At 55.2% G+C, this 16,013-nt stretch carries 12 protein-coding genes; 5 read left to right on the forward strand and 7 right to left on the reverse strand.

Translation table 11 applies throughout. From position 1 onward, the window contains the following. Positions 1-43: 43 nt before the first annotated feature. The 3 genes from B3729_RS16440 to B3729_RS16450 form a co-directional block, all read right to left on the reverse strand. The gene (locus B3729_RS16440) at positions 44-1,627 is read right to left on the reverse strand and encodes a peptide chain release factor 3 (RefSeq protein ID WP_286788406.1); all 1,584 of its coding nucleotides are present in this window, start codon (positions 1,625-1,627) and stop codon (positions 44-46) included. Positions 1,628-1,764: 137 nt separating this feature from the next. Next, positions 1,765-2,817, reverse strand: a complete 1,053-nt coding sequence (locus tag B3729_RS16445) for a glycoside hydrolase family 5 protein (protein WP_286788407.1) — start codon at positions 2,815-2,817, stop codon at positions 1,765-1,767. 272 nt (positions 2,818-3,089) lie between these two features. After that, positions 3,090-3,281: a hypothetical protein gene (locus tag B3729_RS16450; RefSeq protein WP_010797223.1), complete on the reverse strand. Its 192-nt coding sequence runs from the start codon at positions 3,279-3,281 to the stop codon at positions 3,090-3,092. Between the two features lie 579 nt (positions 3,282-3,860). Here B3729_RS16450 and B3729_RS16455 point away from each other — a divergent pair. Further along, positions 3,861-5,024 (forward strand): type III PLP-dependent enzyme, encoded by a 1,164-nt coding sequence (locus B3729_RS16455; RefSeq protein WP_010797224.1) that lies wholly within the window; start codon positions 3,861-3,863, stop codon positions 5,022-5,024. A 42-nt stretch (positions 5,025-5,066) separates the two neighbouring features. On the opposite strand, the gene B3729_RS16460 is transcribed toward B3729_RS16455, so the two are convergent. Then, positions 5,067-5,885 (reverse strand): tetratricopeptide repeat protein, encoded by an 819-nt coding sequence (locus tag B3729_RS16460; protein WP_286788408.1) that lies wholly within the window; start codon positions 5,883-5,885, stop codon positions 5,067-5,069. A gap of 2 nt (positions 5,886-5,887) precedes the next feature. Then, positions 5,888-6,568 (reverse strand): Fe2+-dependent dioxygenase, encoded by a 681-nt coding sequence (locus B3729_RS16465; protein WP_286788409.1) that lies wholly within the window; start codon positions 6,566-6,568, stop codon positions 5,888-5,890. A gap of 179 nt (positions 6,569-6,747) precedes the next feature. Between B3729_RS16465 and B3729_RS16470 the strand changes: the two genes are divergently transcribed. The 4 genes from B3729_RS16470 (at position 6,748) to B3729_RS16485 (ending at position 13,607) form a co-directional block, all read left to right on the forward strand. Beyond that, positions 6,748-8,991: a TonB-dependent receptor gene (locus B3729_RS16470; protein ID WP_286788410.1), complete on the forward strand. Its 2,244-nt coding sequence runs from the start codon at positions 6,748-6,750 to the stop codon at positions 8,989-8,991. Positions 8,992-9,111: 120 nt separating this feature from the next. Further along, positions 9,112-11,646, forward strand: a complete 2,535-nt coding sequence (locus B3729_RS16475; protein WP_286788411.1) for a sulfite reductase flavoprotein subunit alpha — start codon at positions 9,112-9,114, stop codon at positions 11,644-11,646. A gap of 185 nt (positions 11,647-11,831) precedes the next feature. Continuing rightward, positions 11,832-13,142 carry an MFS transporter gene (locus B3729_RS16480; RefSeq protein ID WP_286788412.1) on the forward strand — a complete coding sequence of 437 codons (1,311 nt, stop codon included), beginning with the start codon at positions 11,832-11,834 and terminating at the stop codon, positions 13,140-13,142. A gap of 48 nt (positions 13,143-13,190) precedes the next feature. Continuing rightward, complete coding sequence (locus tag B3729_RS16485) at positions 13,191-13,607, forward strand: VOC family protein (RefSeq protein ID WP_010797231.1); 417 nt, start codon at positions 13,191-13,193, stop codon at positions 13,605-13,607. Here B3729_RS16485 and B3729_RS16490 read toward each other — a convergent pair. Both B3729_RS16490 and B3729_RS16495 read right to left on the reverse strand, forming a co-directional pair. Further along, positions 13,590-14,438 (reverse strand): universal stress protein, encoded by an 849-nt coding sequence (locus B3729_RS16490; RefSeq protein ID WP_074822734.1) that lies wholly within the window; start codon positions 14,436-14,438, stop codon positions 13,590-13,592. The two genes, B3729_RS16485 and B3729_RS16490, sit on opposite strands and share 18 nt — an antisense overlap. Before the next feature lie 37 nt (positions 14,439-14,475). Next, entirely contained in the window at positions 14,476-15,960 is a 1,485-nt protein-coding gene (locus B3729_RS16495) for a SulP family inorganic anion transporter (protein WP_286788413.1), read from the reverse strand. Positions 15,961-16,013 lie beyond the last annotated feature (53 nt).

The raw sequence follows: 16,013 nt of genomic DNA on the forward strand, positions 1-16,013 counted from the left end.
CGGTAGAAACAAAGGGCTGAATGATCAGCCCTTTCTCTTATGCTTAGTGATGTTCCCGCGTCGCGCGGAATTTTATGTCAGGCCAGCGCTCTTCCATCAGGCTCAGGTTGACACGAGTCGGCGCAAGGTAGGTCAGGTGACCGCCGCCATCCACGGACAGGTTCTCCATGGCCTTGTTCTTGAATTCCTCAAGCTTCTTCTTGTCATTGCACTCGATCCAGCGGGCAGACCAGACGTTGATCGGCTCGTAGACGCATTCCACCTTGTATTCTTCCTTCAGGCGGCTGGCAACGACGTCGAACTGCAGCACACCAACAGCGCCGAGAATGATGTCGTTGTTACGCTCAGGGAAGAACACCTGGGTCGCGCCTTCCTCTGCCAGCTCCTGCAGGCCCTGGCGGAGCTGCTTGGACTTGAGTGGGTCCTTCAGGCGTACACGGCGGAACAGTTCAGGCGCAAAGTGCGGAATACCGGTAAAGCCGAGGCTCTCACCTTCGGTAAAGGTATCGCCGATCTGGATGGTGCCGTGGTTGTGCAAGCCGATGATGTCGCCTGCAAAGGCTTCTTCCAGTTGTTCACGCTCGGAAGAGAAGAACGTCAGGGCGTCAGCAATCTTGATGTCCTTGCCGATCCGCACATGGCGCAGTTTCATGCCTTTTTCATACTTGCCGGAGCAGATCCGCATAAAGGCAATCCGGTCACGGTGCTTGGGATCCATGTTTGCCTGGATCTTGAATACGAAACCGCTGAATTTCTCTTCGACCGGCTGTACGTCACGCTCGTTGGTCGCACGCGAGAGCGGCTGTGGCGCCCAGTCCACGACCGCGTCCAGGACGTGATCGACACCGAAGTTGCCCAGGGCTGTACCAAAGAAGACCGGTGTCATCTGGCCCTTTAAAAATTCATCTGTATTGAATTCATGGCACGCGCCCTGAACCAGTTCGAGCTGCTCGACGAAATCATCGTACAGGTCACCCAGGTGAGTACGGGCTTCGTCCGAGTCCAGTTTTTCAATGACGCGGGTTGCGATACGCTCATGGCCGTGGCCAGGGGTATAGACAAAGATCTTGTCTTCGGAGAGGTGATACACCCCTTTGAAGTCACGGTAGGAGCCAATCGGCCAGGTAATCGGGGCCGCCTTGATTTTCAGGACAGCTTCGATCTCGTCGAGCAGCTCGATCGGATCGCGAATATCACGGTCCAGCTTGTTCACAAAGCTGACGATGGGCGTATCGCGCAGACGGCAGACCTCCATCAGGGCAATCGTACGAGGCTCAACGCCTTTACCGCCATCGAGCACCATCAGGGCAGAGTCAACCGCCGTCAGGGTGCGGTAGGTGTCTTCCGAGAAGTCTTCGTGACCGGGCGTGTCGAGCAGATTGATCATGTGCTCGCGATAGGGGAACTGCATGACCGACGTGGTAATGGAGATACCACGCTGCTTTTCCATCTCCATCCAGTCGGAGGTGGCATGGCGGTCGGATTTACGTGATTTAACGGTCCCGGCCACGGCAATGGCTTGCCCCATCAGGAGGAGCTTCTCGGTGATGGTGGTCTTACCGGCGTCCGGGTGGGAAATGATGGCGAAAGTGCGCCGCTTGGCGACTTCGGCGGCCTGCTTGGTCATGGAGGCTGATGTCCGGTGGATACTTAAACCGGCGATTATAGCAAGCCAAAAGGCCTGTAGGTTCAGGCCTTTTGGCTTTTCAGACGAGTCTTGTTCAGCAGGGTGGCCCTGATGCACTGGGCCACTCTGCCAGCGGCTTATTTAGGCCCTATTTCCGAGCAGCCCGAGTGTTTCACATACTTCTTGAGAATGGCCCACTGCGGACGCTCCTTGTTATCCCGGGGTTCGATGGAAAGGGAATAGTCGCCCCAGCCCGGACCTGCTGCCCAGTATGTAGCTGGGATACATTCCTTCTGAAGATGCGAGAGCATGTTATCCATGACCTTCATCCAGCGGGGATCATCCCCTGGTGCACCAAACTCACCAATGTGGCCTTTCTTGTTATTGGCCTTGAGCCAGTCAATAAAAGGTTGAACACGTTTGACGCCAATCATGGGATCAAGCTGACTGGTGTCTTTGGATTCGTAGCGACCACCGGCATCAGCGTCGAAATACACATGAGCCGAGAAAATCAGATTGTCCGCCGGATCCTTGAGGTTCAGCAGGCCTTTGTTTACATCAGGCCAGCGCGCGCTGCTTGACCAGAAGTTGCCCTCGATCACGATCGGGCGGCTCTTATCGACGGAGCGGATGCCATCGATGCCGTACTGGGCCGCGGTGTCCCAGTGGTCTTCCACATCATGCGGCTCGTTCATGATGTCGTAGCCTAGCAGGGCAGGGTGCTTGCTCCAGGTTTTGGCGATCCGCTCCATGATGTCCTGGTAAGCCTCGTAGGGTACGCTCTCCGAGCCAATGATCTGGTCGCGGTAACGCCCGTAGTTGTGCAGGTCCAGAATGACCTGCATCTTGTAGCGCTTGGCCGAATCCAGCGTCTGGCTGATCAGGTCAGCGTACTGAGTGTCCAGCTCACCGTTGAGCTTGGGTTGCAGGCGCTCCCAGGTGATCGGGAAACGTATGACGCGAATCCCGCGATAGCCCCAGCGCCTGAAGTAGGAGTCGTCAGGAAAGAAGTAGTTGGTACCGTTCACACCCGGAAGCACCTGCGCCGCAAAGCCGGCACCCGAGAAATTCAGGCCGATCATCTCGGCTGGGTAATCGGCCGCCGAGGCGGTATGGCTCATGAGCAGGGGAGCGAATGCTAGAAAGGCATATCGCTTGAGGTTGCGTTTGATTCGCCCGGTTCTATTCATCGAAATAAGTGCCATAAGCGTAATGGGCAGGCCAGAACTGTACCTGCAGGGTTAACATGGATAGCCTGATAGCAAAACCCGTCAAACGTGCTCTTTGAGCAGGTCGATTGACAAGGGGGGCCGGCGGGGTTTGACGTAAAAATGTGATTGCCTATGGCTTTATTGAAAATACGTACAGCGATAGGAGCGGGAAGTAAACTCGATAAGCGTTAAAAAGCCATTAAGCTGAAAGCCTGAGCCGGACTCAGGACACAGGCTTTCAAGCCTGGCGCTTAGCAGGCATCCAGACGGAAGCAGACTCCTGTCCAGCGCTCAGCCTCCTCACGTGCATCCTGCTCGTTATCGAACTCGGCAATGACTCCGCCATGGGCGTAGATCACCGCCCAGGTTTCCTTCAAGGCAACCTGTAACGAGTTGATGAATGATGGAGGCTCTACCGAGCCGTCGACTTCGATGCCAAACATTTTGATTTCCCTATGAAATGAAGCAAAACATATTGTTGGAGTTTGGCCATATCCTTCCGTGATGTAAGGCACTGCATGGCGACACACGAAGACCTGTGCGTCTTAATAAAGTTTACGCCTTGCCATATTTCTTTCATCTTTTTGGTGAGCGGCAGTAGCCAAATCTGGTTAGCACTCTCTCGCAAAAATCAATCTTTGTTGAAAATGCCTATCTGGCTTGAACGGGTTCTCTCAATTGCAGAGGAATCCTGACGGATTTTGGAACATCGGTTCGCCTGGCCGGTCGGTTTTACGAGGAGGGTTCGTACCGGATCGAGGCAAATCAGACAGTCGTATGGGATTTTTGATTGATCTTGCGGGCGTGTAGTCCTAAAGTTCGCGCCCGAACGTCCATGCTGGAAACGATCCATCCGGCTCAAGTACTGACGACGAGACAGCAAGGTCAACGCTCTGGACATGTTGACCTTTTTGCTTTCGGCGACGTGCCTTGGGAAGTAGGCGAACCAAAGTGGGGAAACGGATTAGGCGTTCAGCAATACCCCTACGAATCTATTTGTTCTGCCATTGGGAGTCCGACGCATGTCCATCCAGGTCGAAGATTACTACTCGCGCGAGACCTTCCAGCGAATGAAGTCCTTCGCTGACCAGCATGAAACGCCTTTTGTGGTGATCGATAAGGCTACCATTTCCAGAGCCTACGATGACTTGGTGAACAATTTTCCGTTTGCCAAAATTTATTACGCCGTTAAGGCAAACCCAGCCATCGAGATTACTGAGCTCCTGCGCGACAAGGGCTCAAATTTCGACATCGCGTCCATCTATGAGCTAGACAAGGTGCTGAGCACGGGCGTAAGTCCTGATCGCATCAGCTACGGCAATACGATCAAGAAAGCTAAGGACATTCGCTATTTCTACGAGAAGGGTGTGCGGATGTTCGCCACCGACTCCGAGGCTGACCTGCGTAATATTGCCAAAGCTGCGCCGGGCTCGAAGATCTATGTGCGGATTCTGACCGAAGGCTCTAATACCGCTGACTGGCCGCTTTCACGTAAGTTTGGCTGCCAGACCGATCTGGCGCTGGACCTCTTGATCCTGGCCCGCCAGCTAGGCCTTGTGCCTTACGGCGTCTCCTTCCACGTTGGCTCGCAGCAGCGTGATATCGACGTCTGGGATGCGGCTATCGCCAAGGTCAAGGTGATATTCGAGCGCCTGCGTGAAGAAGACGGCATCGTCCTGAAGATGATCAACATGGGCGGCGGGTTCCCGGCAAACTATATTGCCAAGACCAACAATCTCGAAACCTATGCTGAAGAGATCATCCGCTTCCTGAAGGAAGACTTTGGCGATGAACTTCCGGAAATCATTCTGGAGCCCGGTCGTTCGTTGATTGCCAACGCCGGTATTCTAGTGAGCGAAGTGGTACTGGTGTCGCGCAAATCGCGCACCGCCGTTGAGCGCTGGGTGTACACCGACGTAGGCAAATTTTCCGGTCTGATCGAAACCATGGACGAGTCCATCAAGTTTCCGATCTGGGTCGAGAAGAAGGGTGAGATGGAAGAGGTCGTGATTGCTGGCCCTACCTGTGACAGTGCCGACATCATGTATGAACACTACAAGTATGGTTTGCCACTGAACCTTGCCAGCGGTGACCGTCTGTATTGGTTGTCTACCGGGGCGTACACCACCAGCTACAGTGCTGTGGAGTTCAATGGCTTCCCTCCACTCAAAGCCTATTACCTCTAAATAGCGCCCATTAAAAACCCGCTTTTGCGGGTTTTTTATCATTCAGACGGCAAGGGGCGAATCGTAGCGCTTGCTCTGGGCTCTGGTAAGAGCCGCTTGGTCCGTCTCGTCGCCCAATTCGGCGGCGCGCTCGAAATAGCTCAGCCCGATCAGGCGCAGCGCTTCATGGTCGGAGTCCAACAGTCCTTGCCGGCTGGCCCTGAAAAAATTGAGGTTGCCGGTCTTCAAGGCTTCCTTCAACCAGTGCTGGGCTTCCTCAAGGCGACCCGTTGTTGCCAGTACCGCCGCATAGCTATATTGACCGCGAAAATCGCCTGCCTCTGCCGATCGCTTGTACCAGTCATGTGCAGCCTTTGTATCCCGTGTAACGACAAGACCCTCTTCGTAGAAGCGTCCAACAAGATTCATGGACTTGGCATGGCCCAGCTCAGCTGCGCGTCGGTAGAATAAAAAGGCGCTGTGCTCGTTACGGGAGACACCGCGTCCTGTCGCCAGCAGATTGGCATAGTTGTACATGCCCCAGTCCAGGCCCTGTTCGGCGGCCTGACGATAGGCCTCGGCTGCTGCGTGGGCATCCTGCTCGCAGCCCCAGCCATGTTCGCGGCAACGTCCTACCATGTTGAGCGCCATCGTGTGGCCTTGATCGGCAGCGATAGTAAACCAGATCAATGCGAGGCTAGCGTCCTGTGCAATGCCGCGGCCCTCCAGCAGGATCTGGCCCAGCATGGCCTGGGCATCTGGCGAGCCGGCCTTGGCAGCCGTCAGGATGACACGGGCCGCCTCCCTGGGATTATCCGATGCCAGTGCCTGTTCCAGCGCCTGGTTTTCGAGAACTTCCTGTCGCCTCAAGACGTAGGCCATGGTTATACGTCTACCCAGCGGCGTAGCAGGTTGTGATAGGTCCCGGTCAACTGAACCAGTGAAGGATGATCAGGGACGTCGCGGGTCAGGTTTTGAATGGCTGTGTCCATTTCGAACAGCAGGGCCCGCTGGCTATCTTCGCGAACAAGACTCTGAGTCCAGAAAAACGAGGCATATCGAGTGCCTCGAGTCACCGGCTCCACCTTGTGCAGGCTGGTAGCCGGATAGAGTACGGCGTCGCCTGCCTTTAGCTTTACGCGCTGTGTGCCATAGGTGTCCTGAATCACCAGTTCTCCGCCGTCATAGCTGTCGGGATCACTGAAAAACACTGTGGTCGAGATATCGGTTCTGACGCGCTCGATGCTGTTTTTCACGTTGCGTACGGCGTTGTCTATATGGAAGTCGAATGAGCCGCCGGCGGTGTAGCAGTTGATCAAGGGCGGGAAGATCTTGTGGGGCAGTGCCGCAGACATGAACAGGGGATGCTGCCAGAGCCGATGGACAATCGCTTCGCCGATTTCACGCGTTAACGGATGGTCTTCGGGAAGTTGAAGATTATGCTTGGCCTTGGAGGATTGGTGTCCGGCAGTGATTTTTCCATCACTCCACTGGGTCTGTTCAAGCGCCTCTCGGATACGAGCCGTTTCTTCAGCAGTAAAGACCTGGGGTATGGCTAGCAGCATGACGCGCTCCGACGAGCATAAAAAAGCTATTAATGATAGTCATTCTCAGGATTTTTGCAAAATCTGCTTTGAAAGATTGCCATCTGTTTTCAAGAATCTAAGATACTTTAAATTAATATTGATACTAATTCGTATTTGCGTATATTTTCTGCGGCTTCGTTCGTGGGGAATAATTAGAAATGACGCGTCAAACCGAATTGGGTGTTACGCCTAAACTGTTAGTTTCAGCGGTAGGTATGGCCATAACGGCTTTTTCGGGTAACACGTTTGCGCAACAAGCACCTGAAAAAGAGGGAACTACCAAAGGTTCCAGCATTCTGGATTTGAACAGCACAACTGTCCTAGGAGAAGAAGAGGGCAGCTACAATATTCAGGAGTCGGCATCCTCTAAGTACACGGCTCCGCTGCGTGATACGCCCAAATCCGTGACAGTAGTGCCTGCCCAAGTGATTCGTGATACAGGCGCGCTTTCTTTAACCGATGCATTGCGTACCGTGCCAGGTATTACATTCGGGGCCGGCGAGGGGGGGAACCCTCAAGGTGACCGACCTTTCATTCGCGGTTTCAGTGCTGAAAGTGACACCTTTGTTGATGGCATGCGGGATGTCGCTTCGCAAACACGTGAAATATTCAATCTGGAGCAGATTGAGGTCAGCAAAGGGCCGGGCTCAGCTTATACCGGTGCAGGTTCTACAGGCGGCAGCCTTAATCTGATTACCAAAACGCCCAAACTGCAAAACTTTGTGAACGGTGGCTTTACCTACGGTTCCGATCAGACGCGTCGTACTACGCTCGACGTGAATCAGATGATTACGGATAACGCCGCTTTCCGCCTGAACCTAATGAAACATGATGCCAACATAGCAGGTCGTGATGGTCCGGATGTCAGTCGCTGGGGTGTAGCGCCTTCGATCAGTTTCGGCTTAGGCACACCAACGCGTGCGACCTTCTCTTACTATCATCTGGATACGGACGATACGCCTGATTACGGTATACCGTTGACCAACGTCAATCGCAGCGAAGCGAATCCAAGTCGTCCGGCTCATGTGGACAAGGATAACTGGTACGGTTCTAGCCGTGATTACCGCAAGAGCACCTCGGACAGTGGAACGTTCCGGATTGAGCATGACTTGAACGACAGCCTCACGCTATCTAATAGCTTCCGTATGGTACGGACTACATTAGATTATGTGGCAACCAACCCGGATGACAGCAGAGGGAACGTTGTTAATGGCTATGTTTACCGCTCACCTAAAAGTCGTAACTCAGTGTCTGAAGGTTGGGTTAACCAGACAGAGCTGAAATCGCTATTCAAAACTGCAGACATTGAGCACACCTTAGTGACTGGACTAGAGTTCAGCTATGAGGATGTTCACAGCCGTCCTTATACATTTACCTCTAGTGTCTCAGGTTCGACCTGTAATGCTGCCCTGCTGGCAAGTGGCGATTGCACAAGTTTGTACAATCCAACCTATAAAGACGGTTGGGCTGGTACTTACACTGAGGGTGCCGCCTTTACCGACACAGATACCAAGACAAGTGCTGCTTATGTCTTCGATACGCTAAAGCTCAACGAACAATGGTCGGTTAACTTAGGTTTGCGTTACGATGATTTTGAAACACGCTCAAGTGGTTACAGTACAGGCGGGCGTGGCACAGCGGCTGGAAATTTCGATCGTGAAAACAAGTCGCACTTCTGGAATTACCAGGCCGGTATCGTTTACAAGCCAGCATCCAACGGCAGTATCTATGTGGCGTGGTCGACCTCCAGTAACCCTTCCGGTGAAACATCAGGGGAAGGACTGTCGGAGCTGAGCACTTCCAATACAAGTCTTGAGCCGGAACGCAACCGTAATTATGAGATTGGCACGAAGTGGGACTTCTTTAACGAAGCGCTATCACTTAACGCTGCCTTGTTCCGTACGGATAAGACCAATGCACGTGTTACGGACCCGGATAATAGCTCCTATCAGGTCCTTGACGGTGAGCAGCGTGTTCAAGGCGTTGAACTAGGCTTCAGTGGCAAGCTGACGCCTCACTGGAAAGTATTCGGCGGTTACACCTACTTGGATAGCGAGATCCGTAAGTCGACCACCGCTTCTGATGAGGGCAACAAGATGCCTCAGACGCCGGAAAACAACTTTACCCTGTGGACCACCTATGATGTTACTCAGGACTTCACGGTGGGTGGCGGTGCCACATATGTGGATCGTCAGTTCGGCAATACGGCCAACTCGACCTACATTTCCTCCTACACACGCTATGACGCGATGGCGGCTTACCGCGTGACGAAGAATCTGGATCTGCAGTTGAATGTGCAGAACCTGACGGACAAACGTTATTTCGACCAAGTGTACTCAACCCATATGGCGCACGTAGCGCCCGGACGTACAGCGCTCCTGAGTGCCAATTTCCATTTCTGATGGAAAAGCGCATGGCCCGGCTCCTGTGAGCCGGGCTTTTTGTATGGATATCTCTTACTTGTCAGGCGCATATGGCACACGCGCTCTGGTTTTGAATGGCTCGTGGATCGAGTGATTTAAATGAAAAAGCTTCTCTTCCAGCTGCATTGGTTTATGGGCATCACGGCAGGACTGGTGCTGGTCATCATCGGCGTGACCGGCGCTGCGTATTCGTTCGAGCCGGAGATATCGAACCTGATCAATCGTTCTGCAGCGGTAGAGGAGCGAATGGCTGGAAATGCACTGGCACCTTATGAGCTTATCAAGCGCGTCGAGGCGTACGAGGGGAAAAAGGTAACCGGGCTATGGGCCGATCTGGTGCTCAACAGTAATGTCCGCGTATTTCTCGAGCCCCCGCCAGGAGAGCGGCGCGGGCCTATGCGCTTTGTCGATGCCTATACCGGTGAGGTATTGAGTGAACCGGTTGGCGCCGACTTCTTTGGGCTCATGCTGCGATTGCATCGTTTTCTTGCTGTGGGAGAAACCGGCAAGGCGATTGTGGGTGCCTGTACCCTAATGCTCGTGTTTTTCTGTTTGTCTGGTCTCTATCTTCGCTGGCCCAGGCAGGTTGCCAGCTGGCGCGCCTGGTTGACCTTGGATTGGGCCCGTAAAGGGCGCAGCTTCAATTGGGACCTGCATGCTGTCGCAGGCACCTGGTGCCTTATGCTCTATCTGCTGGCGGCGCTCACGGGGCTCTTCTGGTCCTACGAGTGGTACCGCAACGGCCTGATCCGGTTGTTGGATGATGCGCCTGCCGAGCAGCGAGGCGAGCGCAAAGGCGGCAGGCCGGAACGTCCTCAGCCAAACGGGGTGCCACCCATCATCAATCATGAGGCCCTTTGGGCAAGCGTGCAGCAAGCGGCCGGTCCGACGCTGGAAGGTTATACCTTACGCCTGCCCTCGGCAGCCGGTCAGCCGGCAACAGTCTTTTATCGCCTTCAGAATGCCGATCATCTACGAGCACTCAACAAGCTGGACCTGGACCCGCAAACCGGCGCGGTCCGCAGCCATGAGCGCTACGCTGACAAGAGCATCGGCGGGCAGCTGCTGGGCAGCATCTATGCGCTGCACACGGGAGAATACTTCGGGTTGCCGGGGCGGCTGCTAATGTTTCTAGCCAGCCTCGCCATGCCCTTGTTCTTTATCACGGGCTGGTTGCTCTATCTGGATCGCCGCCGAAAGAAAAAGGGGATTCGCCAGGCTCGTCGCGAAGTCATACCTACGGCAACAGGGGATGAGCCCTGGTTGATCGGCTTTGCCAGTCAGAGCGGTTTGGCGGAGCAACTGGCCTGGCAAACCGCCGGCCAGCTACAGGCTGCAGGCCAGCCAGCAACGGTAAAGCCGCTGGCTCAGCTCAATTCTGATGCCTTGACGGCGGCTCGCAAGGCATTATTTATCGTCAGCACCTTTGGTGATGGCGAGGCTCCAGATAATGCCCGCAAATTCGAGCGCGCCGTATTACGGCAGGCGGTGTCCCTGAAGCAGCTCTCCTACGGTGTGCTGGCGCTAGGGGATCGGCAATATCCGGATTTCTGTGCGTTCGGACGACGTCTGCAGCGTTGGCTGAGCGGGCAGGGCGCTCATAGCCTGTTCGATACGGTTGAGGTAAACCGGGACGATGAGGTTGCCTTGGGTCTATGGCAGTCTCGCCTGGGCGAGTTGGGTGCCGTGGCGCATATCCAACCAGCTACTGCTCCGTTCCAGGATTATCACCTGTCGGCCCGTCAGTGCTTGAACCCCAGAGGGCAGGAATGGCCCGTCTTCAGGGTCGATCTCCAAATGCCGGCAAATTGCTCGTGGGCAGCCGGCGACCTTATCGAAATACTGCCGCGTTATCCTGTGTCATTCGTACAGGAATGGCTAAGTCCATTGGGACTTTCTCCAGATTCCCTTGTATGGCTGGACGGGATCGAGTTGCCGTTGGATCAGGCATTGGCAACACGTTTTCTGCCTGAAGACGTGCATCAGATGGTAGGCATGCACGCACAGGGATTGGTTGAGGCGCTGCTGCCTTTGGCGGTCAGGCAGTATTCAATTGCATCCCTGCCCGTTGAGGGGACTATGTCACTGATCATTCGCCAGGAGCGCAAACGAAGTGGGCAGTTGGGTATCGCGTCTGGCTGGCTGACCATTCATGCTCCAGAGGGTGGGCACCTGATGGCACGCCTAAGACCTAATCCCGCGTTCCATATGCCTCATGACGATCGGCCTGCGCTCTTTATTGGCAACGGCACGGGGATAGCCGGCTTACGGGCACTGCTCAAGGCGCGCATCGACGCAGGACACAGCCGGAACTGGCTGCTCTTCGGTGAGCGGAATCGTGAGCATGATTTCTTCTACCAGGACGAATTGGAGCACTGGCTGGCGCATCGGCAGCTTGCCCGGCTTGATCTGGCTTTTTCCCGTGATCAGGAAGACAAGGTATATGTTCAGGATCGCTTGCTGGAATCCACAGAAGACGTCCGAGCCTGGGTCGAGCAAGGCGCGGTCATTTACGTCTGTGGCAGCTTGCAGGGCATGGCGCGAGGTGTACATGCCGCCCTGGTTGAGATCCTGGGCGAATCGGGCCTGGAGCGGTTGCAGGAGGAGGGGCGCTACAAGCGGGACGTTTATTGACGGATAGCCTCTGGCCATTCCCATTTGCAGGAGGGAGATGGCCAGTTGCGCTTTGCCTGTAAATCGATAAGCTCTCCGGCCACTCGGGAAAGCACATGCATAGCGGCGGTGATGCCCCTTGAGAAGCAGCTTTCCACTCTGACTGCCATGGTTCGGATCCTGGCATTCGCTTAGAAGGGATGTGTATGTCGGAAGTACGTCACGGTTCTACCCAACATTGCACTGCTGACGAGGCAGGGACTTACCGTCTTGTTATCTGGCGACTCATTCCGTTTCTCTGTTTCTGTTACCTGGCTGCCTACCTGGACCGTATCAACATCGGATTCGCAAAGTTGCAAATGCTTGATCAGTTGCATCTTTCCGAGACGGCTTACGGGTTGGGGGCAGGGCTCTTCTTCGTCGGCTATATCCTGTTCGAGGTGCCCAGTAACCTGGTGCTGGAGCGTGTCGGCGCCCGTATCTGGATTGCCCGAATCATGATCACCTGGGGGTTATTGTCGGGCGCCACGATGTTTGTGACCGAGGCGTGGCAGTTCTACCTCCTGCGTTTTCTTCTAGGGGCCGCCGAAGCGGGCTTTTTGCCTGGTGTTCTGTTTTACCTGACCCAGTGGTTCCCTACTTATCGCCGAAGCCGCGTCATTGCACTGTTCATGATTGGTCTGCCGCTGTCGAGCCTGATTGGCGGGCCGATTTCGGGTTGGATCATGAGCCATTTCCATCAGGTCAACGGCTTGCAGGGCTGGCAATGGCTCTTTCTGCTGGAAGCCGTGCCTACAGTGGTTCTGGGTATTTTGACTTTCTGGGTGCTGCCCAACACCATCAGCGAAGCCGCCTGGCTGAGCGCAGAACAGAAACAGGTGCTGTTGCAGAAGCTTGAGGAAGATGAATCCGATCGACCCAATACGCCCTATCGTTTTCGCGACGGATTCTGGGACATCAAGGTCTGGATGCTGGGAGGAATCGACTTTTCAATCCTGCTTTGTGCTTATGCCATGGGATTCTGGCTGCCAACCTTCATCAAGGGCGCTGGGGTAGCCGATACTGTGCATATTGGATGGCTCACCGCCATTCCTAGCCTCATGGGGCTGATCGGCATGCTGGCCATTGGCGCAAGCTCGGACCGTTTTCGGGAGCGCCGCTGGCACATCATCGTGCCGTTCATCGTAGGGGCTGGTGCGCTGTCCATGAGTACCTTCTTCTCCCAGGACGTCATGATGCTGGTGCTGCTGTTCGGAATCGCCTCGGCTGCGATCATTGGCGCCGTCCCGGTCTTTTTCAGCCTGCCGGCCACCTTTCTCAGGGGTACGGCGGCTGCGACCGGCTTTGCCCTGGCCTGTTCGCTAGCCAACATTGCGGGTCTGGTCAGCAACTCGCTGATGGGGTTTGTGCTGGATTTGACCCATAGCAGCGCCGTAGCGCTCTGGTGCTTTGCTGGTTCGCTGCTGCTCAGCTGTCTGCTTGTACTGGCCCTGCCGGCCAAGGTGGTAAACCGCTGAGGTCAACCTGCTGCTAGGCTGAAAGAAGTCCTGATTACGGAGGCGCCCATGTTCAGTCACATCCAGCTTGGCATTCACGATCTGTCAGGCATGACGGCCTTTTACAACGCTGTGTTGAGCGAGCTTGGCATGATTCGTATGCCCAACGAGCAAGACGGTGGTCCCGAGGGTGCTGGCTGGCAGTATCCCGGGCAGCGATGGCCGCAGTTCTTTATCCAGTTTCCCTTTGATGGAAAACCCGCTTCGGTGGGTAACGGAACGCAGGTAAGTTTTGCGGCTCCCTCACAGACCAAAGTGGATGCCGCATGGCGTCAGGCGCTGTTGCATGGCGGCTCCGATGAAGGCGCTCCGGGGCTAAGGCCACAGTACGCGCCAGATTACTATGGCGCGTACTGCCGCGACCCTGAGGGCAACAAGTTATGCTTTGTTCATGCCGAAGGGCTGCCGTTAGCGCACCACCAGTAAGGCGCCGCCGGCCGTACGCAGCATATTGCCGGTATTGCTACCCATGAAGAAGTGTCGTAATCGGGAATGTCCGTAGGCGCCCATGACCGTCAGGCCAATTTCCTGCTGTTTGCGGTACTTCTCAAGCGCAAGCTCTACATCGCCTTCGACGATGGCGGTCACAGCGCTCAAACCCACAGAGCGTAGGATAGTGGCTGCATCTTCAAGAGGCTGACGATTTTCGGCGTTATCCTTTCCGACGGTCACGATATGGCACTCCAAACCCCGAAATAGCGGGCTTTCGGCCATAAGCTCGAGTGCCTTTCGCGCACTGTTGCTGTTATCGAAGCCCAGCATAACGCGCTGAGGGATCTCAAACGCTACCGGTGTCACAAGAATCGGACGGGTCAGGGTGCGGATTGCGCTTTCCAGATGGCTACCGATCAGCCGCGCCGGTGGGGTTTCCTCGCCCAGTCGACCCATGACGAAAAGAGCGCTTTGCGCCTGCATATCCCGCAGCGTATCGAGAAAGTCTCCGTGCCGCTGCAGCGTATCGGTTTCCTGAGCGCCCAGCTTGGTAACATGCTCCTGAGCCGCTTCCAGTAGAAGCTGCCCTTGCTTGAGACCTAGCCCCCTGCGTTTCTCATCCAGTCTGGCCAACTCGTCCAACAGGTGCTCCCGGCTGCCCAGCCCGATAGTGCCACTCAGGTCAGAATCGGCAGGATAATGTTTGCGGTCAAGCACATGCAGCAGATGTATGGGGGTGCCCAGCTTCAGGCTGGCCCAGGCAGCATAATCGCAAACACCTCGTGTTGCAGGGGAGCCATCGATACAGGCGATGATCCTGTTCATTACTGTTCCTCGATCAGTAGCATTCAAAACGCGATATCTAGTGGCCCATCACTTTGTTGGCCGCGTCCGGTTTGTCATGGATGCCAAAGCGGTCGACCAGCGTAGCACTAGCCTGGTTCAGGCCAATGACCTCCACGTGCGCTCCTTCCCGACGGAACTTGAGAACGACGTTATCCAGTGCCGAAACCGCTGTAATGTCCCAGAAGTGGGCATGGGTCAGGTCGATCACTACATGGGAAACCGCTTCCTTCAGGTCGAATGCTGCGTTGAAACGAGTAGTCGATGCGAAGAAAACCTGCCCCTTTACGTCGTAGATCCGTTTTTGCCCATTTTCCAGTCGACTCTCTACCGTCAGGTAGAACGCCACCTTGTTGGCAAAAAACAGCGAAGCCAGCAGTACACCGGTGAGCACACCAAAGGCGAGGTTATGCGTGAAAACCACCACAGCCACGGTGACCAGCATCACTATATTGGTGGATAGGGGGTATTTTTTCAGGTTACGGATGGAGTCCCAGCTAAAGGTGCCGATAGAGACCATGATCATGACGGCAACCAGTGCAGCCATGGGAATGCGCGAGACCCAATCCCCAATGAAAACCACCAGAATCAGCAGGAATACTCCAGCTACGAGAGTGGATAAACGGGAGCGGCCGCCAGACTTCACGTTAATAACTGACTGGCCGATCATCGCGCAGCCTGCCATTCCGCCCAGAAGACCCGAAACAATATTGGCCAGCCCTTGGCCCTTGCATTCACGGTTCTTGTCGCTAGACGTATCGGTCAGGTCATCCACGATAGTGGCAGTCATCATGGACTCCAGCAGGCCTACCACGGCAATGGCAGCCGAGTAGGGGAGGATGATCAGCAGGGTATCCAGGTTGAGCGGCACGTCAGGCAGGAGAAATACCGGCAGGCTGTCAGGCAGTTCACCCATGTCCCCTACGGTACGTACATCAAGACCCAGATACATCGAGAGGGCAGTCAGCAGCAGGATGCAGACCAGTGGCGAGGGAATGAACTTGCCTAGCGTGGGTACGTAGGGAAACAGATAAATGATGCCCAAGCCAGCCGCCGTCAGGGCATAGACATGCCAAGTGACATGGGTCAGTTCAGGCAGTTGCGCCATGAAAATCAGGATAGCCAGTGCATTAACGAAGCCGGTCACTACGGAGCGCGAGACAAATCGCATCAGCGAGCCCAACCTCAGAAAGCCGATGATGATCTGGATAACGCCAGTCAGCAGCGTAGCGGCAAGCAGGTATTGGAGGCCATAATCGCGCACGAGGGTGGTCATGAGCAGGGCAGTCGCGCCCGTCGCTGCCGAGATCATGCCGGGACGACCCCCTGCGAAGGCGATGGTCACCGCGATACAGAAGGACGCATACAGGCCGACTTTCGGATCGACGCCAGCAATGATGGAAAAAGCGATGGCCTCTGGGATGAGCGCAAGAGCAACGACCAGGCCGGCAAGAATGTCGCCGCGTAGATTGTAGAACCAGTGATTCTTGAGGGTATGCAGCATTGCAGGTACCAAAGCAAAAGCCAAAACCCGCACGCCGAGCAGACGGCATGCGA

Origin of the sequence: Pseudomonas sp. UBA3149 (assembly GCF_002364655.1) — a bacterium.
GTDB lineage: Bacteria > Pseudomonadota > Gammaproteobacteria > Pseudomonadales > Pseudomonadaceae > Chryseomonas > Chryseomonas luteola.